Origin of the sequence: Enterobacter sp. 50588862 (genome assembly GCF_001462935.1) — a bacterium.
Taxonomy (GTDB): Bacteria; Pseudomonadota; Gammaproteobacteria; order Enterobacterales; family Enterobacteriaceae; genus Enterobacter; species Enterobacter bugandensis.
The window spans coordinates 76,304-97,611 of record NZ_LNHM01000038.1 but is presented as its reverse complement, the minus strand read 5'-3'; the positions used below and the strand labels follow the sequence as shown (position 1 = coordinate 97,611).

20 protein-coding genes and 1 rRNA gene are annotated in these 21,308 nt (G+C 53.8%); 10 read left to right on the top strand and 11 right to left on the bottom strand.

Annotated elements, in window-relative coordinates; translation table 11 throughout:
• Positions 1–4: 4 nt before the first annotated feature.
• A 5S ribosomal RNA gene (gene rrf, locus APT89_RS20300) occupies positions 5–120 on the top strand.
• A gap of 98 nt (positions 121–218) precedes the next feature.
• Here the strand turns inward: rrf and mobB are convergent.
• Positions 219–722: a molybdopterin-guanine dinucleotide biosynthesis protein MobB gene (mobB, locus tag APT89_RS20295; RefSeq protein ID WP_041911756.1), complete on the bottom strand. Its 504-nt coding sequence runs from the start codon at positions 720–722 to the stop codon at positions 219–221.
• A complete protein-coding gene (gene mobA, locus APT89_RS20290; protein ID WP_045630629.1) occupies positions 719–1,303 on the bottom strand; it encodes a molybdenum cofactor guanylyltransferase MobA in 585 nt (194 codons plus the stop codon). The genes mobB and mobA overlap by 4 nt, the downstream gene beginning before the upstream one ends.
• A 68-nt stretch (positions 1,304–1,371) precedes the next feature.
• On the opposite strand from mobA, the gene APT89_RS20285 reads away from it, so the two are divergent.
• From APT89_RS20285 to dsbA, 3 genes are all read left to right on the top strand, one after another.
• On the top strand, positions 1,372–1,641 hold the full coding sequence (locus APT89_RS20285; RefSeq protein WP_008501866.1) for a YihD family protein: 270 nt from the start codon (positions 1,372–1,374) through the stop codon (positions 1,639–1,641).
• Between the two features lie 75 nt (positions 1,642–1,716).
• The gene (locus APT89_RS20280; protein ID WP_060573411.1) at positions 1,717–2,703 is read left to right on the top strand and encodes a serine/threonine protein kinase; all 987 of its coding nucleotides are present in this window, start codon (positions 1,717–1,719) and stop codon (positions 2,701–2,703) included.
• A 27-nt stretch (positions 2,704–2,730) separates the two neighbouring features.
• Positions 2,731–3,354 carry a thiol:disulfide interchange protein DsbA gene (gene dsbA, locus APT89_RS20275; RefSeq protein ID WP_028014899.1) on the top strand — a complete coding sequence of 208 codons (624 nt, stop codon included), beginning with the start codon at positions 2,731–2,733 and terminating at the stop codon, positions 3,352–3,354.
• Positions 3,355–3,377: 23 nt separating this feature from the next.
• Here the strand turns inward: dsbA and APT89_RS20270 are convergent, their stop codons facing one another.
• Positions 3,378–4,229: an acyltransferase gene (locus APT89_RS20270; RefSeq protein WP_223824783.1), complete on the bottom strand. Its 852-nt coding sequence runs from the start codon at positions 4,227–4,229 to the stop codon at positions 3,378–3,380.
• Between APT89_RS20270 and APT89_RS24675 the strand changes: the two genes are divergently transcribed.
• From APT89_RS24675 to APT89_RS24840, 3 genes are all read left to right on the top strand, one after another.
• Positions 4,126–4,365 (top strand): hypothetical protein, encoded by a 240-nt coding sequence (locus APT89_RS24675; protein ID WP_227013203.1) that lies wholly within the window; start codon positions 4,126–4,128, stop codon positions 4,363–4,365. The two genes, APT89_RS20270 and APT89_RS24675, sit on opposite strands and share 104 nt — an antisense overlap.
• A 361-nt stretch (positions 4,366–4,726) precedes the next feature.
• The gene (gene polA / locus APT89_RS20265; RefSeq protein ID WP_041911760.1) at positions 4,727–7,519 is read left to right on the top strand and encodes a DNA polymerase I; all 2,793 of its coding nucleotides are present in this window, start codon (positions 4,727–4,729) and stop codon (positions 7,517–7,519) included.
• Positions 7,520–7,685: 166 nt separating this feature from the next.
• A complete protein-coding gene (locus tag APT89_RS24840; protein ID WP_071892919.1) occupies positions 7,686–7,733 on the top strand; it encodes a spot 42 RNA, inhibition of DNA synthesis in 48 nt (15 codons plus the stop codon).
• Positions 7,734–7,831: 98 nt separating this feature from the next.
• Here APT89_RS24840 and yihA read toward each other — a convergent pair whose 3' ends face one another.
• Positions 7,832–8,461 (bottom strand): ribosome biogenesis GTP-binding protein YihA/YsxC, encoded by a 630-nt coding sequence (gene yihA, locus APT89_RS20260; RefSeq protein WP_041911761.1) that lies wholly within the window; start codon positions 8,459–8,461, stop codon positions 7,832–7,834.
• Between the two features lie 577 nt (positions 8,462–9,038).
• Here yihA and yihI point away from each other — a divergent pair.
• Together yihI and hemN are read left to right on the top strand one after the other, a co-directional pair.
• Positions 9,039–9,554, top strand: coding sequence for a Der GTPase-activating protein YihI (gene yihI / locus APT89_RS20255; protein WP_028014895.1), 516 nt, complete (start codon positions 9,039–9,041; stop codon positions 9,552–9,554).
• A gap of 188 nt (positions 9,555–9,742) precedes the next feature.
• On the top strand, positions 9,743–11,116 hold the full coding sequence (gene hemN, locus APT89_RS20250; RefSeq protein WP_047362452.1) for an oxygen-independent coproporphyrinogen III oxidase: 1,374 nt from the start codon (positions 9,743–9,745) through the stop codon (positions 11,114–11,116).
• 53 nt (positions 11,117–11,169) lie between these two features.
• On the opposite strand, the gene APT89_RS24245 is transcribed toward hemN, so the two are convergent.
• From APT89_RS24245 to glnA, 4 genes are all read right to left on the bottom strand, one after another.
• Complete coding sequence (locus tag APT89_RS24245; RefSeq protein WP_017382667.1) at positions 11,170–11,280, bottom strand: YshB family small membrane protein; 111 nt, start codon at positions 11,278–11,280, stop codon at positions 11,170–11,172.
• 110 nt (positions 11,281–11,390) lie between these two features.
• Positions 11,391–12,803: a nitrogen regulation protein NR(I) gene (gene glnG / locus APT89_RS20240; protein ID WP_028014893.1), complete on the bottom strand. Its 1,413-nt coding sequence runs from the start codon at positions 12,801–12,803 to the stop codon at positions 11,391–11,393.
• 11 nt (positions 12,804–12,814) lie between these two features.
• Positions 12,815–13,864, bottom strand: a complete 1,050-nt coding sequence (glnL, locus tag APT89_RS20235) for a nitrogen regulation protein NR(II) (protein WP_014172250.1) — start codon at positions 13,862–13,864, stop codon at positions 12,815–12,817.
• 169 nt (positions 13,865–14,033) lie between these two features.
• On the bottom strand, positions 14,034–15,443 hold the full coding sequence (gene glnA, locus APT89_RS20230) for a glutamate--ammonia ligase (protein WP_008501856.1): 1,410 nt from the start codon (positions 15,441–15,443) through the stop codon (positions 14,034–14,036).
• 378 nt (positions 15,444–15,821) lie between these two features.
• On the opposite strand from glnA, the gene typA reads away from it, so the two are divergent.
• Positions 15,822–17,645 carry a ribosome-dependent GTPase TypA gene (gene typA / locus APT89_RS20225; RefSeq protein WP_028014891.1) on the top strand — a complete coding sequence of 608 codons (1,824 nt, stop codon included), beginning with the start codon at positions 15,822–15,824 and terminating at the stop codon, positions 17,643–17,645.
• Positions 17,646–17,696: 51 nt separating this feature from the next.
• On the opposite strand, the gene ompL is transcribed toward typA, so the two are convergent.
• The 3 genes from ompL to APT89_RS20210 form a co-directional block, all read right to left on the bottom strand.
• Complete coding sequence (gene ompL, locus APT89_RS20220) at positions 17,697–18,383, bottom strand: porin OmpL (protein WP_060573409.1); 687 nt, start codon at positions 18,381–18,383, stop codon at positions 17,697–17,699.
• A 74-nt stretch (positions 18,384–18,457) separates the two neighbouring features.
• Entirely contained in the window at positions 18,458–19,882 is a 1,425-nt protein-coding gene (locus APT89_RS20215) for an MFS transporter (RefSeq protein ID WP_060573407.1), read from the bottom strand.
• Between the two features lie 43 nt (positions 19,883–19,925).
• Positions 19,926–21,308, bottom strand: coding sequence for an MFS transporter (locus APT89_RS20210; protein ID WP_022649848.1), 1,383 nt, complete (start codon positions 21,306–21,308; stop codon positions 19,926–19,928).

The following is a 21,308-nucleotide window of genomic DNA, read 5'->3' as shown; positions in this document are numbered from 1 at the left end:
TTTGCCTGGCGGCTTTAGCGCGGTGGTCCCACCTGACCCCATGCCGAACTCAGAAGTGAAACGCCGTAGCGCCGATGGTAGTGTGGGGTCTCCCCATGTGAGAGTAGGGAACTGCCAGGCATCAAATAAGTGAAGAGGCCATCCGAAAGGATGGCCTTTTTGCGTTTCTGCGCTGCACAAACCGTAGGCCGGGTAAGGCGAAGCCGCCACCCGGCAAGTCAGACCGCACACCACTTCACAATAAACTCAGCAATCCCATCCTCATCATTTAAATCCAGCACCGGAACCTCAATATCGAGAGCAACATCGCTGGCCACCGCAATCACATGCTCATCCAGCGTTAACTCGCTGATATCGTGCCCGGCATCACTTCTGAACAGTAGGATCTTAGGCACGGCCTCATGCTTAAATCCCTCAACCAGCACCAGATCCAGCGTGGAATGATCCATCCGGCTCACCAGATACGCGAGATCCAGCGGTGCCTCATCCGGCGTTTCTGTCATCAATGCCCAACGCTGGTTGCTTGCTACCATTGTCTGCGCGGCACCCACTTTGCGCAGCTCATAGCTATCTTTGCCCGGCTTATCGACATCCATATTATGGTGAGTATGCTTAATCAAGCCTGGACGAATACCGCGGGCGCACAGTGCGGGTATCAGTTTTTTCAGCAACGTGGTTTTTCCTGTCCCACTCCAGGCTGAAATGGCTAAAACAGAATTCATCTCTTCTCCTGCATGGCCTGTAAATCTTCTATTGTGTTCACATTCACGAACGATGTTTTCATGTCGCTAAAATCAACAGTATGTCCGCCGACCTTACGCATAAACACCATCACTCTTCGCTCTCCGGAAGCCAGATAGTCGCTCATAGCAGGAATCAAGGATCGGTTAATGAGCGCGATAGTTGGGTGGTCGCGCTCGCCGTCATGCACCCAGACCACGGGTGAATCACCTCGCTGTTGCACCATCCGTTCCACCAGGCAGGTGGGTATAAAAGGCGTATCACACGAACAAAAGAGAAACCACTCTCCCTGCGACTGCTGCATCACCGAAAGCATGCCTGCCAGCGGCCCCGGAAAATCTGCGAGATTATCCTGATAAACGGGAAACCCGCTGCGCTGGTAAATATCGATATGGCGATTTGCGCTCAGCGCCATTGCCGATACCTGATCGACAAGCGTATCAGCGACATGCTGCCATAAGGGCTTGCCTTTCAGGAGCTGTAGTCCTTTATCTTCCCCGCCCATCCGCGTAGCTCTGCCGCCTGCCAGAACGACCCCAGTGATTTCCAGGCTAAGATTCACGAATATCGCCTCTTTTATTGTGGGATTGACCCTGCTAACGTGTCACTCTAAATGAAAGGAGCACCACCATGAAATGTAAACGTCTGAATGAAGTCATTGAACTCCTCCAGCCAGCCTGGCAAAAAGAGCCAGAGCTGAATCTGATGCAATTCTTACAGAAACTGGCAAAAGAGTCAGGTTTTGACGGCGATCTGGCAGACCTTTCTGACGACATCCTGATCTACCACCTCAAAATGCGCGACTCAGCCAAAGATGCTGTTATTCCTGGTATTCAGAAGGATTATGAGGAAGATTTTAAAACTGCATTGCTGCGCGCCCGAGGCGTAATTAAAGAGTAAAAGCTTGTAAGCGGAGCCACCGAAATCGCTACAAGATGATATCCTGAATCATTCGTATAATTTCCGGATGATCGGATGAACGACCAGGCTTTTACTTTCCAGACACTACACCCGGATACCATTATGGATGCCCTGTTTGAACAGGGTATTCGTGTGGATTCCGGGCTAACTCCGTTAAACAGCTACGAAAACCGCGTCTATCAATTTCAGGACGAGGATCGTCAGCGCTTCGTCGTAAAGTTCTATCGCCCTGAACGTTGGTCTGCACAGCAAATTCAGGAGGAGCACCAGTTTGCTCACGATCTGCTGGTTGATGACGTCCCCGTTGCCGCACCGATAAAGTTCAATAACCAAACGCTGCTCACGCATGAAGGGTTTTACTACGCCGTATTCCCCAGTCTGGGTGGCCGCCAGTTTGAAGCGGATAATATCGATCAGATGGAGTGGGTTGCTCGCTATCTGGGACGCATTCATCAGACGGGACGTAAAACAGCGTTCACTGCCCGACCAACGATCGGGATTCATGAATATCTCACCGAACCACGTCAGATATTCGAAACGTCTGCGCTGATCCCCGCTGCGTTAAAGGATGATTTCCTCAACGCCACCGATAAGCTTATTGCTGCGGTGAAAACCTGCTGGCGTGATGATATTTCCGTTCTGCGCCTGCATGGCGATTGTCATGCCGGAAATATTCTCTGGCGCGATGGGCCGTTGTTTGTCGATCTCGACGATGCGCGCTTGGGACCAGCGGTTCAGGATCTGTGGATGCTGCTCAATGGCGACAAAACCGAGCAGCGCATGCAGCTTGAAACGATTATTGAAGCCTATGAAGAATTTAGCCCGTTTAATTCAGACGAAATTGCCCTGATTGAGCCTTTACGTGCGATGCGTTTTGTTTATTATCTCGCATGGTTAATCAGGCGTTGGGACGATCCCGCATTTCCTCGTAATTTCCCGTGGCTTACCGGAGAAGATTACTGGCGCAGCCAGATATCTACATTCACTCAGCAGGTTAAGGTTCTTCAGGAACCCCCTCTGCAATTAACGCCGATGTATTAATTGGACACACCCAGGAGAGAGTTAATCATGAAAAAAATTTGGCTGGCGCTGGCAGGTATGATTCTGGCATTTAGCGCTTCTGCTGCGCAGTTTACCGACGGTAAACAGTTTATCACGCTGGAAAAGCCGGTTGCTGGCGAGCCACAGGTTCTGGAGTTCTTCTCATTCTATTGCCCGCACTGCTATCAATTCGAAGAGGTGCTGCATGTTTCTGACAACGTGAAGAAAAAGCTGCCGGAAGGCACCAAAATGACCAAGTACCACGTTGAATTCCTGGGCCCGTTGGGTAAAGACCTGACTCAGGCGTGGGCGGTTGCGATGGCGCTGGGCGTGGAAGATAAAATCACTGCTCCAATGTTCGAGGCCGTACAGAAAACCCAGACCGTTCAGACCACTGCGGATATCCGCAAAGTGTTCGTTGATGCCGGTGTGAAAGGTGAAGAGTACGACGCCGCGTGGAACAGCTTTGTAGTGAAATCTCTGGTTGCTCAGCAGGAAAAAGCGGCTGCTGATCTGCAGCTTCAGGGCGTTCCGGCGATGTTTGTTAACGGCAAATATCAGCTGAACATGCAGGGCATGGACACCAGCAGCATGGATATTTTCGTACAGCAGTATGCTGATACCGTGAAATATCTGGTTGAGAAGAAGTAATTTCGTTGATATGAAAACGCCGGTCACTGACCGGCGTTTTTGTATGAAGATTTAATGCTGTCTATCTGTTCGTCTTTCTCTTTCCAGAGCGTATTAAGCCACTGCTGGAAACCACGTTTGAAATTCTTATCGTTAACGTAGTCACCGTGCAGCCCGGCATCGATCGGCACTAAATTCACCCGAACAACAATGCGAGTCAGCTTGCCGCTGAGCATATCGAAGAATGGCGTCCTGTCATTTTCCGGATAGCAGAGCGTAACGTTCAGAAGTTTATCGAACTGTGCACCCAGCACGTTAAGCGCCATCGCAATACCCGCCGCCTTTGGCGGAAGCAGGTTCTGATAAGGGGAGCGTGTTTGTTGACGTTTATCTTCCGTAAACCGTGAGCCTTCCACAAAGTTCACGATGGTCGTTGGATGTGCGCGAAACTTTTCACAGGAGCGGCGCGTGGTCTCCACATCCTTACCGCGACGCTCCGGATGACGAATCAGATAGCTGCGCGAATAGCGTTTCATAAACGGCATATCGAGCGCCCAGCAGGCCAGCCCGATAAAGGGCACCCAGGCGAGCTGCTGCTTCAGGAAGTACTTGTTCATCGGGATATGTTTGCGAAAAAGCACGCATAACACCACGATGTCCGCCCAGCTGTGATGATTGCAGATCAGCAGGTACCAGTTCTTTTTGTTGAGGCTCTCCAGCCCTTCGACATCCCACTTCAGATGCGGATTCAGGCACAGCAGGATCGCTAGCCCTTCACACCAGCAATACATCATGAAATTACAAAACGCAGAGACGGATCGCCACACCGCAGGCACAGGCAGCAGCAGTTTAACGATCCCGGCGATAATGATTGGCACAGAACACGCAATCGTCACCAGAATTGTTAAAATGATGCTTAGCGGTAATGTTATTGCAGCGAGCAATCTCGACATGATGAGCTTTTTCAGGTGGTTAGCTTTAATGGACCCGCCGATGATACGGCGCTGGGGGCTGATTTTATCAGAAAAGTGACAAAATTATGGCGCTTTCATATCGTCAATAGACGGCTTTTCCCCTGAAGCAGAAGATTTCTCTATTATTGTGCGCTAATCAGGACTTATATCCACATAGACTAAATTGCCATCAGCAGGCTATTTTCATGCAGTGTTAGTTGTTAACATTATGATATTTAATAATTTATTATCAACGCGTGCCTGCTTTTAGTATCTGTTTTTCATTTGAAGTGAAAATATTCACAAACTTATCCACAGTTTGAATTTTGCGAGCGATCCTCACGATCGCAAAATCTTTTCCTGTATCGAACCTGAATAACTGATGTTTTCATCCTTCTGTGGCATCCTTTACGCATAAATTGATTAAAGGCACGGACATTATGGTTCAGATCCCAGAAAACCCACTTATTCTCGTCGACGGCTCTTCTTACCTGTATCGGGCGTACCATGCGTTTCCTCCTCTGACCAATAGCGCAGGGGAACCTACCGGCGCGATGTACGGCGTGCTGAATATGCTGCGCAGCCTGATTCTTCAATATCAGCCCACCCATGCGGCTGTCGTTTTTGATGCGAAAGGCAAAACCTTCCGCGATGAACTGTTTGAACATTACAAATCCCATCGTCCGCCAATGCCTGACGATCTGCGTGCGCAGATTGAGCCGCTGCACGCCATGGTGAAAGCAATGGGCCTGCCGCTGCTGGCCGTCTCTGGCGTGGAGGCCGACGACGTCATCGGTACGCTGGCGCGCGAAGCTGAAAAAATGGGCCGTCCGGTGCTGATCAGCACCGGTGATAAAGATATGGCGCAGCTGGTGACGCCAGGTATTACCCTGATCAACACCATGACCAACACCATTCTGGGGCCAGAAGAAGTAGTCACTAAGTATGGCGTGCCGCCAGAGCTGATTATCGACTTCCTCGCGTTGATGGGCGACTCCTCGGATAACATTCCTGGCGTTCCTGGCGTCGGTGAAAAAACCGCGCAGGCGCTGCTTCAGGGGCTGGGTGGTCTTGACACGCTCTACGCGGAACCAGAAAAAATCGCCGGACTTTCCTTCCGTGGCGCAAAAACCATGGCCGGGAAGCTGGAAGAGAACAAAGAGGTGGCTTATCTCTCCTATAAGCTGGCAACAATCAAAACCGATGTGGAACTGGAGCTGGGCTGTGAGCAGCTGGAAGTGCAACAGCCTTCCGCTGACGACCTGCTGAGCCTGTTTAAGAAATACGAATTCAAGCGCTGGACCACTGACGTGGAAGCCGGTAAATGGCTGCAGGCTAAAGGGGCCAAACCTGCTGCTAAGCCGAAAGAGACGATTGTCGTTGATGCCGAAGATCAGGCGGAAGAAGAAGCCGCAGCGCTCTCCTTCGACAACTACGAAACCATTCTGGAAGAGTCACAGCTGATCGCCTGGATCGAGAAACTGAAAAAAGCGCCGGTCTTTGCCTTTGACACCGAAACAGACAGCCTCGACAACATCTCAGCCAATATGGTGGGATTGTCCTTTGCGACAGAGCCGGGTATTGCCGCCTACGTTCCCGTGGGGCACGACTACCTGGATGCGCCGGAGCAGATCTCCCGCGAGCGCGCGCTCGAGCTACTGAAGCCGATTCTGGAAGACGAAAAGGCGCTGAAGGTTGGTCAAAACCTCAAGTACGACCGCGGCATTCTGCAGAACTACGGCATTGAGCTGCGCGGGATTGCCTTTGACACTATGCTCGAATCCTACATTCTGGACAGCGTGGCGGGCCGCCATGATATGGATTCCTTATCTGACCGCTGGCTCAAGCACAAAACCATTACCTTTGAAGAGATTGCCGGTAAAGGGAAAAATCAGCTCACCTTTAACCAGATTGCTCTTGAAGAAGCAGGGCGCTACGCGGCGGAAGATGCCGACGTCACGCTGCAACTGCATCTGAAGATGTGGCCGAAACTGCAGAAGCACGAAGGTCCGCTGAACGTATTCCAGCATATTGAAATGCCGCTGGTGCCCGTTCTGTCCCGTATCGAACGCAATGGCGTTAAGATCGATCCAACGGTGCTGCATAACCACTCTGGCGAGCTCGCGCAGCGTTTGACCGAGCTCGAGCAGAAAGCGCATGAGCTTGCAGGCGAGCCGTTTAACCTCTCTTCACCGAAGCAGCTGCAAACCATTCTGTTTGAAAAGCAGGGCATCAAGCCGCTGAAGAAAACCCCTGGCGGCGCGCCGTCAACCTCTGAAGAGGTGCTGGAAGAGCTGGCGCTGGACTACCCGCTGCCAAAAGTGATTCTGCAGTACCGCGGTCTCGCGAAGCTGAAGTCTACCTACACGGACAAACTTCCACTGATGATCAACCCGAAAACGGGCCGTGTGCACACGTCGTATCATCAGGCGGTAGCGGCAACCGGGCGTCTCTCGTCAACCGATCCTAACCTGCAGAACATTCCGGTGCGTAATGAGGAAGGGCGCCGCATTCGTCAGGCCTTTATAGCCCCTGATGACTACCTGATTGTCTCGGCTGACTACTCGCAAATTGAACTGCGCATTATGGCGCACCTGTCCTGCGATAAAGGTCTGCTGACGGCATTTGCGGAAGGAAAAGACATCCACCGGGCGACCGCGGCGGAGGTCTTTGGTTTACCGCTGGACAACGTGACCAACGAACAGCGCCGCAGTGCAAAAGCGATCAACTTCGGTCTAATCTACGGCATGAGCGCGTTTGGCCTTTCACGCCAGCTAAACATTCCGCGCAAAGAGTCGCAGAAGTATATGGATCTTTACTTCGAGCGTTATCCGGGCGTTCTGGAATATATGGAACGCACCCGCGCGCAGGCGAAAGAGAAAGGTTACGTTGAAACCCTGGATGGCCGTCGTCTCTATCTCCCGGACATCAAATCCAGCAACGCGGCGCGCCGCGCTGGCGCAGAGCGTGCGGCGATCAACGCCCCGATGCAGGGTACTGCGGCGGACATTATTAAGCGCGCAATGATCGCTGTTGATGCCTGGCTGGAGAAAGAGAAGCCGCGCGTGAAAATGATCATGCAGGTACACGATGAACTGGTATTTGAAGTGCACAAGGACGACCTCGACGCCGTGTCGAAGAAGATCCACGAACTGATGGAAAGCAGCATGACGCTAGACGTGCCGTTGCTGGTGGAAGTGGGAAGTGGTGAAAACTGGGATCAGGCTCACTAAAGGTTCTGTGAATAACGCGCTTTTTATGTAAGTTAGCAACATAACAACGCGCGTTTTGTGACGATCATTAGAATTCCCTATGTAAAGAATGAAAAAAAACTACAAAAAGTGCTTTTTCTACAGCAAAAAAAGGGGTAGAGTTATCGACGTAGGGTACAGAGGTAAGATGTTCTATCTTTCAGACCTTTTACTTCACGTAATCGGATTTGGCTGAATATTTTAGCCGCCCCAGTCAGTAATGACTGGGGCGTTTTTTATTGCGGCAAAGAAAAGTTCGGACAAAAAAAAGCGCGGACATCGCCGCGCTCGGTATTACTCTTCTTCCGCTTCCGTCGCGGGTTCCAGCTCGTTAAACCAGCTGTCGAGCTTCTGACGCAGCTTGTCCACGCCCTGTCTTTTCAGCGAAGAGAAAGGCTCAACCTGTACATCGCCATTGAAGGCCAGTACCGCTTCGCGAACCATATTCACCTGCGCTTTACGCGCGCCGCTTGCCAGCTTGTCGGCTTTCGTCAGCAGCACCAGCACGGCGATATCGCTTGCTACGGCCCAGTCGATCATCTGCTGATCGAGATCTTTTAGCGGGTGACGAATATCCATCAGCACCACCAGACCTTTCAGGCACATGCGTTTTTCCAGGTATTCGCCCAGCGCACGCTGCCACTTGATCTTCATCTCTTCTGGCACCTGCGCGTAGCCGTATCCCGGCAAGTCTACGAGGCGTTTACCTTCAGCCACTTCAAAGAGGTTAATCAGCTGGGTACGGCCAGGTGTTTTTGAGGTACGTGCCAGGTTCTTCTGATTGGTCAGCGTATTCAGGGCGCTGGATTTCCCCGCATTTGAGCGGCCAGCAAATGCCACTTCAATACCGGTATCAGAAGGCAGGTGGCGAATATCGGGCGCACTGGTGACAAAATGCGTCTGTTGGTAGTTCCAGGTAGTCACGTGGTCGTCTCCAAAAATCGTAATCTGGAGGGATTATACCCGAATGCGGGCAAAAGGCTTTTCTCATTGCACGAGGCTTGCGGGCGAATGCCCAAACGGCTGTAAGAGATCGGCTAATGTTGCTATGGGAGATTTCAGAGAATTCGCAGACGTCAAAAAATGCAAACTGTTTTAAATCATAAGCTTATTTCCAGGTAATTATCTGAAAATCTGTATTTGTACCGTTTCGTTGCTTGTTAGTTTAACGGAACAAGGTAAAGTATGCGGCAAGGCGAGGAAGCCAACAGGAAATCGACTTAAGGATTAGGGTCAGGAGCGCCAGGAGGCGAAGACGCAGGATAGTCAGGACGACCAGCGCCTGGAGGCGTTTTAACAGGAAATGGAACCATACACGGACGGTATCAGCCAAAGGATAAACAGGGTGTGTTGTTGGTAAACATGGAATGTCTGACCCGTTAAGGGTTGTGAGTCAGGAAAAAAGGCGACAGATTGCTCTGTCGCCTTTTTTCTTTGCTTGCTTTCTGCTAGATTTCGCCGCAATTCTATACTGAAGAAAACGACTTAAAGATAAAACATCATGAAAAAACCGACCTCCGCTGCGGGCGCGAAACGCCCTGCAAAAGCACGCCGCAAAACGCGCGAAGAACTGAATCAGGAAGCGCGCGATCGCAAACGCGATAAAAAACATCGTGGCCATGCTGCGGGTAGCCGTGCCAACGGCGGTGGTGCAGCGGGCGCCTCTGCAAAAGGCAAACAGCAGAAAGACCCTCGTATCGGCAGTAAAACTCCCATTCCACTGGGCGTGACAGACACCCCGGTCACTAAGCAGCACAAACCAAAGAGCGAGAAACCTATGCTTTCACCGCAGGCTGAGCTGGATATGCTGGAGAACGATGAGCGCCTGGACGCGCTGCTGGAACGTCTTGAAGAGGGTGAAACCCTGACCGCCGAAGAGCAGTCATGGGTAGATGCCAAACTGGACCGCATTGATGAGCTGATGCAGAAGCTGGGTCTGTCTTACGATGACGAAGACGACGAAGAGGAAGAAGAAAAGCAGGAAGATATGATGCGTCTTCTGAAAGGTGGAAACTAACATTTGCATCCGGCAGGCACGATAGTCCTGCTTATAACCCTTCCGGTTATATGTTATCTGGTGTGGTTATTCGTTAAACTACGGCGGTTGTCGCGGCGACAGAAGTGGCTGCGCACCCGAATGATGGCCCGCGATGGGGCCAGAACGGGCCGCCGTATACGAACGCGACACCAACGGAAGGAGTGAGCATGTCAGCACCAACTATCGACTGGGATTTGGCCCTAATCCAGAAGTATAACTATTCCGGGCCGCGTTATACCTCATACCCCACCGCGCTGGAGTTCTCCGATGCCTTCGGCGAGGAGGATTTTCAGCAGGCCGTCGCGCGCTATCCAGAGCGTCCGCTGTCGCTCTACGTCCATATTCCGTTCTGTCATAAGCTCTGCTACTTCTGCGGCTGCAATAAAATCGTGACCCGTCAGCAGCATAAAGCCGACCAATACCTCGATGCGCTCGAACAGGAAATTGTGCACCGCGCGCCGCTATTTAAAGGTCGTCACGTCAGCCAGCTTCACTGGGGGGGCGGCACGCCAACGTATCTCAATAAGGCGCAAATAAGCCGCCTGATGACGCTGCTGCGCGGAAATTTCAATTTTAACGACGACGCTGAAATCTCGATCGAAGTCGATCCGCGTGAAATTGAGCTGGATGTACTGGATCACTTACGCGCCGAAGGCTTTAATCGTCTGAGCATGGGCGTGCAGGATTTCAATAAAGAGGTGCAGCGTCTGGTCAACCGCGAGCAGGACGAAGAGTTTATCTTCGCCTTACTCAACCACGCGCGTGACATCGGCTTTACCTCGACCAACATCGACCTGATTTACGGCCTGCCAAAGCAGACGCCGGAGAGCTTCGCCTTCACGCTGAAGCGCGTGGCTGAACTTAGCCCGGACCGCCTGAGCGTCTTTAACTACGCGCACCTGCCGACGCTATTCGCAGCCCAGCGCAAAATCAAAGATGCCGATCTGCCTTCTGCCCAGCAGAAGCTGGATATCCTGCAGGAAACCATCACCTCTCTGACCGAGAGCGGCTATCAATTTATCGGCATGGATCACTTTGCCCGTCCGGATGACGAGTTGGCGATTGCCCAGCGTGACGGCGTTCTGCACCGCAACTTCCAGGGTTACACCACTCAGGGCGATACCGATCTGCTCGGCATGGGTGTCTCCGCCATCAGCATGATCGGTGACTGCTACGCGCAGAACCAGAAAGAGCTGAAGCTCTACTACCAGCAGGTTGATGCAACCGGCAACGCGCTATGGCGCGGCATCGCGCTGACCCGTGACGACTGCATTCGTCGTGATGTGATTAAGGCGCTTATCTGCAACTTCCGTCTCGACTTTAGCGACGTGGAAGCACAGTGGGATCTGACATTCAGCGAATATTTTGCGGAAGACCTGAAGCTGATTGCGCCGCTGGCGAAAGACGGGCTGGTGGATGTGTCGGAGAACGCGATTGAGGTCACGCCGAAAGGGCGTCTGTTGATCCGTAATATCTGCATGTGCTTTGACGCGTATCTGCGCCAGAAGGCGCGTATGCAGCAGTTTTCACGGGTGATTTAAGGCGCAAAGCCGGGTAAGGCGAAGCCGCTACCCGGCTTTTACATTTCACCCTGCTAGCTAAACAGCCCAACCAGCGCCGCACATAATACCGCCGCAACGGCAGTTTGTGGCGTGTGGCTTTCAGCTGCTCCGCTCGACAGTAAAGTCACTAATGATTCCAGCATGATGGTTCCCCCAATTTCCGGGCACGATCATACAAAACTCATCGGAACAGTAAAGCGCAAAATAACGGCAATTTGCGCTCAATTAATAACCTTTACACAGCGGGGTACGATCACTCCATTCCCAGCTCTTTCAGCTTGCGCGTCAGGGTATTACGCCCCCATCCCAGCAGGCGCGCGGCTTCCTGCTTATGGCCCTGCGTATGACGAAGCGCGGTGGTCAACAGCGTACGCTCCATCTCTGGCTGAGCCTCAGACAGCAGGTTTTGATGACCGGAACGCAGCGCGCGGTCGGCCCACTGCGCCAGCAGCGTTGCCCAGCTGTCCGGCAGCGCGTGCCCGGTGCTGCTTTCGGGCGCGGTGGCCTCAAACAGTTCGGCAGGGAGATCCTGAATCAACACTTCCTGTCCGGCGGCCATCACGGTCAGCCAGCGGCAGGTGTTTTCCAGCTGGCGCACGTTGCCCGGCCACGCCAGACGGGTGAGGGCGGCATCGGTTTCCGGGTGAAGCTGCTTGGCTTCCACGCCCAGCTCGCGGGCCGCCACCTGCAGGAAATGACGCGCCAGGCGCGGGATATCTTCCCGACGCTCGCGCAACGGCGGCAGGTGGACGCGGATCACGTTCAGGCGATGGAATAAATCCTCACGGAATTTGCCCTCCTGCACGCGCAGCTCCAGGTTCTGGTGCGTCGCGGCGATAATACGCACGTCCACCTTCACCGGCGCATAGCCGCCCACGCGGTAAAACTGCCCGTCGGCCAGCACGCGCAGCAGGCGAGTTTGAACGTCCAGCGGCATATCGCCGATCTCGTCCAGGAATAGCGTGCCGCCGTCAGCCTGCTCAAAGCGCCCCTGGCGAATGGTATTCGCGCCGGTAAACGCCCCTTTTTCGTGGCCGAACAGCTCGGACTCAATCAAATCCTTCGGGATCGCCGCCATATTGAGGGCGATAAACGGCGCTTTTGCCCGCGGGCTGTGGCGATGTAACGCATGCGCCACCAGCTCTTTACCTGTACCCGATTCTCCGTTAATCAACACGCTGATGGACGAGCGGGACAGACGGCCAATAATGCGAAACACGTCCTGCATCGCCGGCGCTTCGCCGATGATGTCAGTGGTTGGCCCAAAATCGGGCGCGTGGCGCGGCTGTTGTTGCTCCTGGTAGTGGCTAATCGCGCGCTCAACCAGCGCCACCGCTTCGTCGATATCGAACGGTTTGGGCAGATAATCGAATGCCCCTTGCTGATAGGCGCTCACCGCGGCATCCAGGTCGGAATGAGCCGTCATTATGATGACCGGAAGCATAGGATGGCGCTGTTTGATCTGCTTTAACAGTGCCAGTCCGTCCATGCCCGGCATGCGAATATCCGACAGCAGAACGTCCGGCGTTTTGGTGGTGAGTGCGTCGAGCACCTCGCTGCCGCTCTCAAACGTCGTGCAGCTTAAACCTGCCCCTGTGAGCGCGCGTTCAAGCACCCAACGGATGGAGCTATCGTCATCGACTACCCAGACTATCCCTCGTTGCATAAACGTCACCTTTATTTTTTAATCGGCAGGAAAACCGAAAACTCGGTATGTCCCGGCCAACTGGTAAATTCAATTTTTCCGGAGTGCTGATCGATCAAGCTGCGGGCGATAGATAAGCCCAGTCCCGTACCGCCTTCGCGCCCGCTTACCATTGGGTAGAACAGGGTGTCCTGCAGATGAGAAGGAATGCCAGGCCCGTTATCCTCAACGTCGATGCGTGCCGCCAGACGATAGCGCACGCCGTGCAGCGTAAGCTGGAAGGCGGTGCGGGTGCGTAAAATAATCTCGCCGCCTTCCGGCCCCAGCGCCTGCAGGGCATTGCGCACAATATTCAGCAGAACCTGCTCAATCTGGTCCGGGTCATGCGCCAGTTCCGGCAGGCTTGGGTCGTAATCACGCACCAGCGTGACGTTCTCCGGCAGCTCCATGGAGACGAGCTTCACCACCCGTTCAGCGACTTTATGAATACTTTCTGAAACGTGCATACCCGGCTGCTGCGGCCCGAGCAGGCGATCGACCAGGTTACGCAGGCGGTCCGCCTGCTCAATGATGACGTTGGTGTACTCCGCCAGCGCGGGATCGGGCAGCGCCTTGGTCAGAAGCTGCGCCGCGCCGCGTAACCCACCCAGCGGGTTTTTGATTTCATGCGCCAGACCGCGCACCAGGTCACGGGCGGCAATTTGCTGCGCATGCTGAAGCTGCTCCTGGCTCAGGCGACGCTGATTATCCATCGGCGCCATTTCCAGCAGGATCAGTCCTTCCGGCAAACGTTGCGCGGTAAGGGAAAGAATATGTGAGCGCCCGTCGATCACCAGCGTGACTTCGTTATCGGTGAACCCCTGACCGGCCTGCAAACTTTCCTGCATCAGGCCAATATTCAGCGAGAAATAGCTCAACAACTCAGGAAGCGGGGTGCCAAACAGTTTGCGTGAACTCTGGGCGAGCAGCTGTTGCGCCGCCGGGTTGGCGTAATGGACGGCCAGCTCGTCGTCGACCAGCAGGATGCTGTTAATCAAAGAATTGAGGATCTGCCCAGCATCGGGCAGCGTGCCAGTTGCCATTCAGCAGTCTCCTGGAGTCGTTGCACTGTTTTAGTGCAGTATAGCGGTTTCGGCGTAAAAAGCGCGTGAGATCAGGTTGTTGGTGGAGAAAAAAGCCCATCCGGAGATGGGCTAAAAGTTTCCACGGCAACTACCCCCGGCGCTTTTGACGCCGGGTAAAACAACTAAATTAAACGCTGTAGTACAGTTCGAACTCAACCGGATGCGGAGTCATACGCACGCGGTCGTTCTCTTCAGTACGCAGGGCGATGTAAGCATCGATAGCGTCGTCAGTGAATACGCCACCCGCAGTCAGGAACTCGCGGTCTGCATCCAGCGCCTGCAGGGCTTCTTCCAGAGAGCCAGCAACCTGTGGGATCTCTTTCGCTTCTTCTGGCGGCAGGTCGTACAGGTTTTTGTCCATCGCTTCGCCTGGGTGGATCTTGTTCTTGATACCGTCCAGACCGGCCATCAGCAGCGCTGCGAAGCACAGGTATGGGTTAGCCGCTGGATCCGGGAAGCGAACTTCGATACGACGCGCTTTAGGAGACGCCACCACCGGGATACGGATAGAAGCAGAACGGTTACGCGCAGAGTAGGCCAGCATAACTGGCGCTTCGTAGCCCGGGACCAGACGCTTGTAGGAGTTAGTGGTTGGGTTCGCCAGGGCATTGATCGCTTTAGCGTGTTTGATTACGCCGCCGATGTAGTACAGCGCCTGCTCGGACAGACCGGCATATTTGTCGCCAGAGAACAGGTTGGTACCGTTCTTGGACAGAGACATGTGGCAGTGCATACCGGAACCGTTGTCGCCAAACATTGGTTTTGGCATGAAGGTCGCGGTTTTACCGAAACGGTGCGCAACGTTGTGCACAACGTATTTGTAGATCTGAATTTCGTCCGCTTTTTTGGTCATGGTGTTGAAGCGGGTTGCCACTTCGTTCTGACCCGCAGTCGCCACTTCGTGGTGGTGCGCTTCAACAACCAGGCCCATCTCTTCCATCACCAGACACATGGTGGAACGGATATCCTGTGCAGAGTCGACCGGAGGAACCGGGAAGTAACCGCCTTTCACACCAGGACGGTGACCTTTGTTACCACCTTCGTATTTGGTGGAAGAGTTCCATGCGCCTTCGATGTCGTCGATAGCCACGTGGGAGCCAGAAATAGAGGCACCGAAGCGGATGTCGTCGAACAGGAAGAACTCTGGCTCTGGCCCGAACAGAACGGTGTCCGCGATGCCGGTGGAACGCAGGTACTCTTCAGCGCGTTTAGCGATAGAACGTGGGTCGCGGTCGTAGCCCTGCAGCGTGCCTGGCTCGAGGATGTCGCAGCGGATGATCAGGGTTGGTTCTTCGAAGAACGGATCAATGACCGCAGTGGTTGCGTCTGGCATCAGAACCATGTCGGATTCGTTAATGCCTTTCCAGCCACCAATGGAGGAGCCGTCAAACATTTTGCCTTCTTCAAAGAATTCGGCGTTCACCTGATGAGCAGGGATTGTGACGTGCTGTTCTTTACCTTTGGTATCGGTGAAGCGCAGATCAACAAACTTCACTTCATGTTCGTTCAGCATCGTCAAAACGTGTTCAGCGGACATACTTAACTCTCCAGATTGGTCATTGTCGTCGTGGTAACGAGGTCTTCAATTTCTGTTGGTACTGGCTGTTGCCATGTATTTTTTATAAAGCGAAATCTGTGCCAACTTTTAAAACACCCCAAAAAGGCGTTATCATGCGCACCATAGTGCAAAAGGGCTGCACCATGATGGATTTGTTGCACCAGTATAGTGCTTCAATGTGAACATTAAGCACCATATTGGTGCAATTTACGTTAAAGTGCCCTTTTACCGCTCCGTGAAAGCGATCACAAAGCATCTCTGCAATACTTGTTTGCGGGGGATGTTTGTGATCCTGTTTTGTAGTGCGATTAATCCGTGTACAATAACGCGCTATTTCTAAATGCCTGAGGCAAAGTTGTGATCGAAAATTTGCGTAACATCGCCATCATCGCGCACGTTGACCATGGTAAAACTACCCTGGTTGATAAGCTGCTGCAGCAATCCGGTACGTTTGATGCGCGTGCCGAAACCCAAGAACGCGTGATGGACTCCAACGATTTGGAGAAAGAGCGTGGGATTACCATCCTCGCGAAAAACACCGCGATTAAATGGAATGACTACCGTATCAACATCGTTGATACCCCAGGGCACGCCGACTTCGGTGGTGAAGTTGAACGTGTAATGTCCATGGTAGACTCCGTTCTGCTGGTCGTTGACGCAATGGATGGCCCAATGCCACAGACGCGCTTCGTGACCAAAAAAGCTTTTGCCCATGGTCTGAAGCCAATCGTTGTTATCAACAAAGTTGACCGCCCTGGCGCGCGTCCTGACTGGGTTGTTGACCAGGTCTTCGACCTGTTCGTTAACCTCGACGCGACCGACGAGCAGCTGGACTTCCCTATCGTTTACGCCTCTGCGCTGAACGGTATCGCAGGTCTGGACCACGAAGACATGGCTGAAGACATGACCCCGCTGTATCAGGCGATTGTTGACCGTGTTCCTGCGCCAAACGTTGACCTGGAAGGCACCCTGCAGATGCAGATCTCCCAGCTCGACTACAACAACTACGTTGGCGTAATCGGCATTGGCCGTATCAAGCGCGGTAAAGTGAAGCCTAACCAGCAGGTCACTATCATCGATAGCGAAGGCAAAACCCGTAACGGTAAAGTCGGTAAAGTCCTGACTCACCTGGGTCTTGAGCGTATCGAGAGCGACATCGCTGAAGCGGGCGACATCATCGCGATCACCGGTCTGGGTGAACTGAACATCTCCGACACCATCTGCGATCCGCAGAACGTCGAAGCGCTGCCAGCCCTGTCCGTTGATGAACCAACCGTATCCATGTTCTTCAACGTCAACACCTCTCCGTTCTGTGGTAAAGAAGGTAAGTTCGTTACCTCTCGTCAGATCCTTGACCGTCTGAACAAAGAGCTGGTGCACAACGTTGCGCTGCGCGTTGAAGAAACCGAAGACGCTGATGCATTCCGCGTTTCCGGTCGTGGTGAGCTGCACCTGTCTGTTCTGATCGAAAACATGCGTCGTGAAGGTTTCGAGATGGCGGTTTCCCGTCCGAAAGTAATCTTCCGCGAAATCGATGGCCGTAAACAAGAGCCGTTCGAAAACGTAACGCTGGACGTAGAAGAGCAGCACCAGGGTTCTGTGATGCAGGCACTGGGCGAGCGTAAAGGCGACCTGAAAAACATGAATCCAGACGGCAAAGGCCGCGTACGTCTCGACTACGTGATCCCAAGCCGTGGCCTGATCGGCTTCCGTTCTGAGTTCATGACCATGACCTCCGGTACCGGCCTACTGTACTCCACCTTCAGCCACTACGACGACGTTCGTCCGGGCGAAGTGGGCCAGCGTAACAACGGCGTACTGATCTCCAACGGTCAGGGTAAAGCGGTTGCGTTTGCGCTGTTCGGTCTGCAGGATCGCGGTAAGCTGTTCCTGGGTCACGGTGCTGAAGTTTACGAAGGCCAGATCATCGGTATTCACAGCCGTTCTAACGACCTGACGGTAAACTGCCTGACCGGTAAGAAGCTGACCAACATGCGTGCGTCCGGTACTGACGAAGCAACGGTTCTGGTTCCACCGATCAAGATGACCCTGGAGCAGGCTCTGGAGTTCATCGATGATGACGAACTGGTAGAAGTGACTCCACAGTCAATTCGTATCCGTAAACGTCACCTGACCGAGAACGATCGTAAACGTGCTATGCGCGGTGCGAAAGAAGACTAATACGGTCAATCCGTAGTAAAAAAAGCCGCTGAGAAATCAGCGGCTTTTTTATTAGAACGAATAACGTAACCCCAGGCGGATCCTGTACTGCTCGCGGTTGTAATCATTCCATCTGTCCAGCCACTGGAGTTCGAGGTACGGCAGCCAGTTTCTGTCGATCTTATAACTGAACTTGTTGGTAATTTCCCAGTGATGGTCTTTGCCATTTTTGCTGTGGTAATCATTTATCCGCTGGAAAAAGTGCGGCTCAAAGGTGTAGAAAAACGCATCCGTCACCTTGAAATTCCAGTAGTTGGCGAATTCGTGCGTGTCGTTCTTATCCATCTGCCCGTTATAGTCCGGCGTATCGTAATTGTTATGGTTATAGCGATAGCGGAACGTCAGATTAAACCCGTCCGTGAATTTATAGTTGGTATCTAAATAAACCGCGCCACCGGACCCGGCGCTGCTGTCGTTAATTAACCCGCCCGGCTGGAAGGTGAGTTTGTCGGTCGGCTTAAAAAGGGGATACCACCCCTCTATTTCGTTATAGCTGTGCTTTAGCTCATCCCATTTGCCCACGTTGTAGGCGTTGGTGAACATCAGCCCCGCGCCCATATCGAAGTTATAGCCCGCACGCAGGATCACCTCGTGCAGCTCAGAAGCCGTATTGTAGGCTTCGCGGGTTTCGACATAGGCCCCGGCAAATACCGGGCAGGACACAGACGACACGATCAGTACGGTAATGACTCTTTTCATAATTTGTCCATGTATCAGGTACAGAAAGGCCTCCCTCCTGCTAAACAGGAAGGACATATTGGCCGGATTTATTGTTATAAAGTGACTGCTGACGCTTTATTGTTGGGTGTTATCTCAGGGGTATTCGCTGATTGTTTTTTTCGTTTTCCAATCTCCTCGATAATAAAGGCGAAGCGCGCTTCGTTGAGTTTATAAAACAGCCCCATGTTCACGGCGGCGACGATTGCCAGGCCGCACGGCCAGAGGAAAATAAGCTGACGCAAACCCAGCAGCGTGCCCGCGCTCTGCACCGCATGAGGAACGTAGCCGATCTGGGTCAGCATGATGCCGGGCAGGAAGCCGGCGAGAGCGGCGGAGATTTTGCGCGAGAAGGTATAGCCGGTATAAACCGATCCCTCGGCGCGAATGCCGGTTTTCCACTCGCCGTAATCGACGGTGTCCGGCACCAGCGCCCAGTTCAGGCTGTTCACAAACGCGGTGCCGAAAAAGGCCATGCAGGAAAACAGCACGAACAGCAGGGAGCTGGTTCCCCAGAAGAAGTTCAGCACGTCGCCCACCGCCCACAGCGCCAGTCCGCCCAGATAGACCGGCTTCTTGCCAAAGCGCTTCACCGCGCCGGGCACCAGAAACACGCCAATCAGAATGCAGCCCATGCTGAAAAAGCCCATCCACGACAGCAGATGCAGGTCGTTTAGCACGTACTGGGTGTAATAGACCTGAATCGCCAGCTTGATGTTGAACGCGGCGAGAGTACACAGGTTGGCAATGCACAGCACCAGCAGCGGCGGATTGCGGAAAATCGCGCAGAACGATTTCAGAATGCCGGGCTTATGGTGATCGGGCGTTATCTCGACGTAGCGTTCTTTCACCCCGCTGTAGCACCACCACATGCAGAACAGGCCGCCGGTGACGAACACCAGCGCAGCCACCAGATAGCCGAGGGAGGGCTGGTGGACGAACAGCGCCTGAATGGGCATAAAGCCGACGGTGCAGAGTAACAGCCCCACCGTTGCGCCGCCCTGACGCCACGCGGCAAGCTGCGCGCGCTCGTTCGGGTTTTTGGTGATGGCAGGGACCATCGCACCGTAGGCGCAGTTCATCAGGCTGTAGCAGAGCCCAAACATCATGAAGAGCACGGTGGCGAGGGCCGTTTTGACCGTCAGGCTAAAGTCGTTGGCCATAAACTGCGCCGTGGCAACCAGCGCCACCGGGACGGAGGCATACAAAATGAATGGCCGGAACTTCCCCCTCGGTCCGATGTTTCGCCGGGAATCCAACAGCACCCCGGTAAGCATGTCGGTAAACGCGGTGAAAAACTTCGCGACGAGGAAAATAATGCCGCCGTAGAACGCGGGCATCCCCAGTTCATCGGTGTAAAACTTCAGCAAATACAGCGTGCCAATACAGAGCATCAGGTTCGAGCCAAAATCGCCCATCCCGTAGGCGCACTTCTCTCGCAGGCTCAATTTCAGGGTTAACGGATCAGTATTGTATGTCATGGTCGATCCTCAGAGCGCCCCGCAGGGCGCTCTATCACGTCATTTAGGCCGTACGTTTGCGCAGTTCGATCTCTTCCACGATGCGCACATACATCTTCTCGTTGAGGTTGTAGAAGCAGCCCATCGCCACGATGGTGATGACCGCCAGCAGGCTCGGGTAGATAAATATCAGCTGCCGCAGCCCTTCAACCGTCCCGGCGGACTGCACCACGTTGGGCACATAGCCGATCTGGGTGAGCATGATCCCCGGGAAGAAGCCGGCCAGCGCCTGGGATACCTTCCTGAAGAAGGTAAAGCCGGTGTAGACCGTTCCCTCGGAGCGCACGCCGGTGCGCCACTCGCCGTATTCCACGGTATCGGACACCAGCGCCCAGTTTAGACTGTTCACGAACGCGGAGCCGAAGAACGCCAGGCAGGAAAACGCCACAAAGCTCACCGAGCCGCCGCCGAAGAAGTAGTTGAGCAGATCGCCCGCCACCCAAATTGCCAACCCGCTGATGTAGACCTTTTTCTTGCCGAAGCGCCGCACCGCGCCGGGCATCATAAAGACGCCGATAAAAATACAGCCCATGCTGAAGAAACCCATGTACGACAGCAGGATCGGGTCGTTCAGCACGTACTGCGTGTAGTAGACCTGAATAGCGAGTTTGACGTTAAAGGCGCCCAGCGTGCACAGGTTCGCGATGCACAGGATAAACAGCGGGCGGTTCCCGGCAATGGCGCGAAACGACTGCAGCAGCCCCGGCTTTTGCGCCGGGTTAGCGGGCTGCGTCTCGACGTAACGCTCGGTGACGCCCTTATAGCACCACCACATAAAGAACAGCCCGAACAGCGAGAAGAGGGTGGCGGCAAAGATGTAGCCAAGCTGGTCGTTACCCTCAATCAGGTTCATCACCGGGACAAAGCCCACCGTACAGAGCAGCAGGCCGAGCGTGGCGCCGCCCTGACGCCAGGCCGCCAGCGAGGCGCGCTCGTCCGGGTTTTTGGTGATGGCGGGCACCATCGCGCCGTAAGAGCAGTTCATCATGCTGAAGAACAGGCCGTACAGCATGAACAGCACCGTCGCCATCACCGTTTTGCCGGTCATCTCAAATGGCGTACCGACGAAGTTGGCAATCGCCAGTAAGGTCACCGGGAAGGCGGCATACAGCACGAACGGGCGGAATTTCCCTTTCGGGCCGATCTTGCGCCTGGAGTCGAGCATGATCCCGGTGCCCATATCGGTGAAGGCGGTAAAAAACTTCGCAATCAGGAAGATAATCCCGCCGTATGTGCCCGGCAGCCCCAGCACGTCGGTGTAAAACTTCAGCAAATAGAGCGTGCCGATATCCAGCAGGATGTTAGAGCCGAGATCGCCCATCCCGTAGGCGAGTTTTTCTTTAAACGGCAGGCGTAGGGTTGCCGGATCGGAAGTATGTTGACTCAT

What these genes read in the sequence shown, in the direction of transcription:
- polA (WP_041911760.1), top strand. Translation starts at nt 4,727, where the DNA reads ATGGTTCAGATCCCAGAAAACCCACTTATTCTCGTCGACGGCTCTTCT.
- hemN (WP_047362452.1), top strand. Translation starts at nt 9,743, where the DNA reads ATGTCAGCACCAACTATCGACTGGGATTTGGCCCTAATCCAGAAGTAT.
- APT89_RS24245 (WP_017382667.1), bottom strand. Translation starts at nt 11,280, where the DNA reads ATGCTGGAATCATTAGTGACTTTACTGTCGAGCGGAGCAGCTGAAAGC.
- dsbA (WP_028014899.1), top strand. Translation starts at nt 2,731, where the DNA reads ATGAAAAAAATTTGGCTGGCGCTGGCAGGTATGATTCTGGCATTTAGC.
- mobB (WP_041911756.1), bottom strand. Translation starts at nt 722, where the DNA reads ATGAATTCTGTTTTAGCCATTTCAGCCTGGAGTGGGACAGGAAAAACC.
- glnL (WP_014172250.1), bottom strand. Translation starts at nt 13,864, where the DNA reads ATGGCAACTGGCACGCTGCCCGATGCTGGGCAGATCCTCAATTCTTTG.
- APT89_RS20210 (WP_022649848.1), bottom strand. Translation starts at nt 21,308, where the DNA reads ATGAGTCAACATACTTCCGATCCGGCAACCCTACGCCTGCCGTTTAAA.
- APT89_RS20280 (WP_060573411.1), top strand. Translation starts at nt 1,717, where the DNA reads ATGAACGACCAGGCTTTTACTTTCCAGACACTACACCCGGATACCATT.
- yihI (WP_028014895.1), top strand. Translation starts at nt 9,039, where the DNA reads ATGAAAAAACCGACCTCCGCTGCGGGCGCGAAACGCCCTGCAAAAGCA.
- APT89_RS24675 (WP_227013203.1), top strand. Translation starts at nt 4,126, where the DNA reads ATGAAATTACAAAACGCAGAGACGGATCGCCACACCGCAGGCACAGGC.
- glnG (WP_028014893.1), bottom strand. Translation starts at nt 12,803, where the DNA reads ATGCAACGAGGGATAGTCTGGGTAGTCGATGACGATAGCTCCATCCGT.
- APT89_RS20215 (WP_060573407.1), bottom strand. Translation starts at nt 19,882, where the DNA reads ATGACATACAATACTGATCCGTTAACCCTGAAATTGAGCCTGCGAGAG.
- APT89_RS20285 (WP_008501866.1), top strand. Translation starts at nt 1,372, where the DNA reads ATGAAATGTAAACGTCTGAATGAAGTCATTGAACTCCTCCAGCCAGCC.
- ompL (WP_060573409.1), bottom strand. Translation starts at nt 18,383, where the DNA reads ATGAAAAGAGTCATTACCGTACTGATCGTGTCGTCTGTGTCCTGCCCG.
- glnA (WP_008501856.1), bottom strand. Translation starts at nt 15,443, where the DNA reads ATGTCCGCTGAACACGTTTTGACGATGCTGAACGAACATGAAGTGAAG.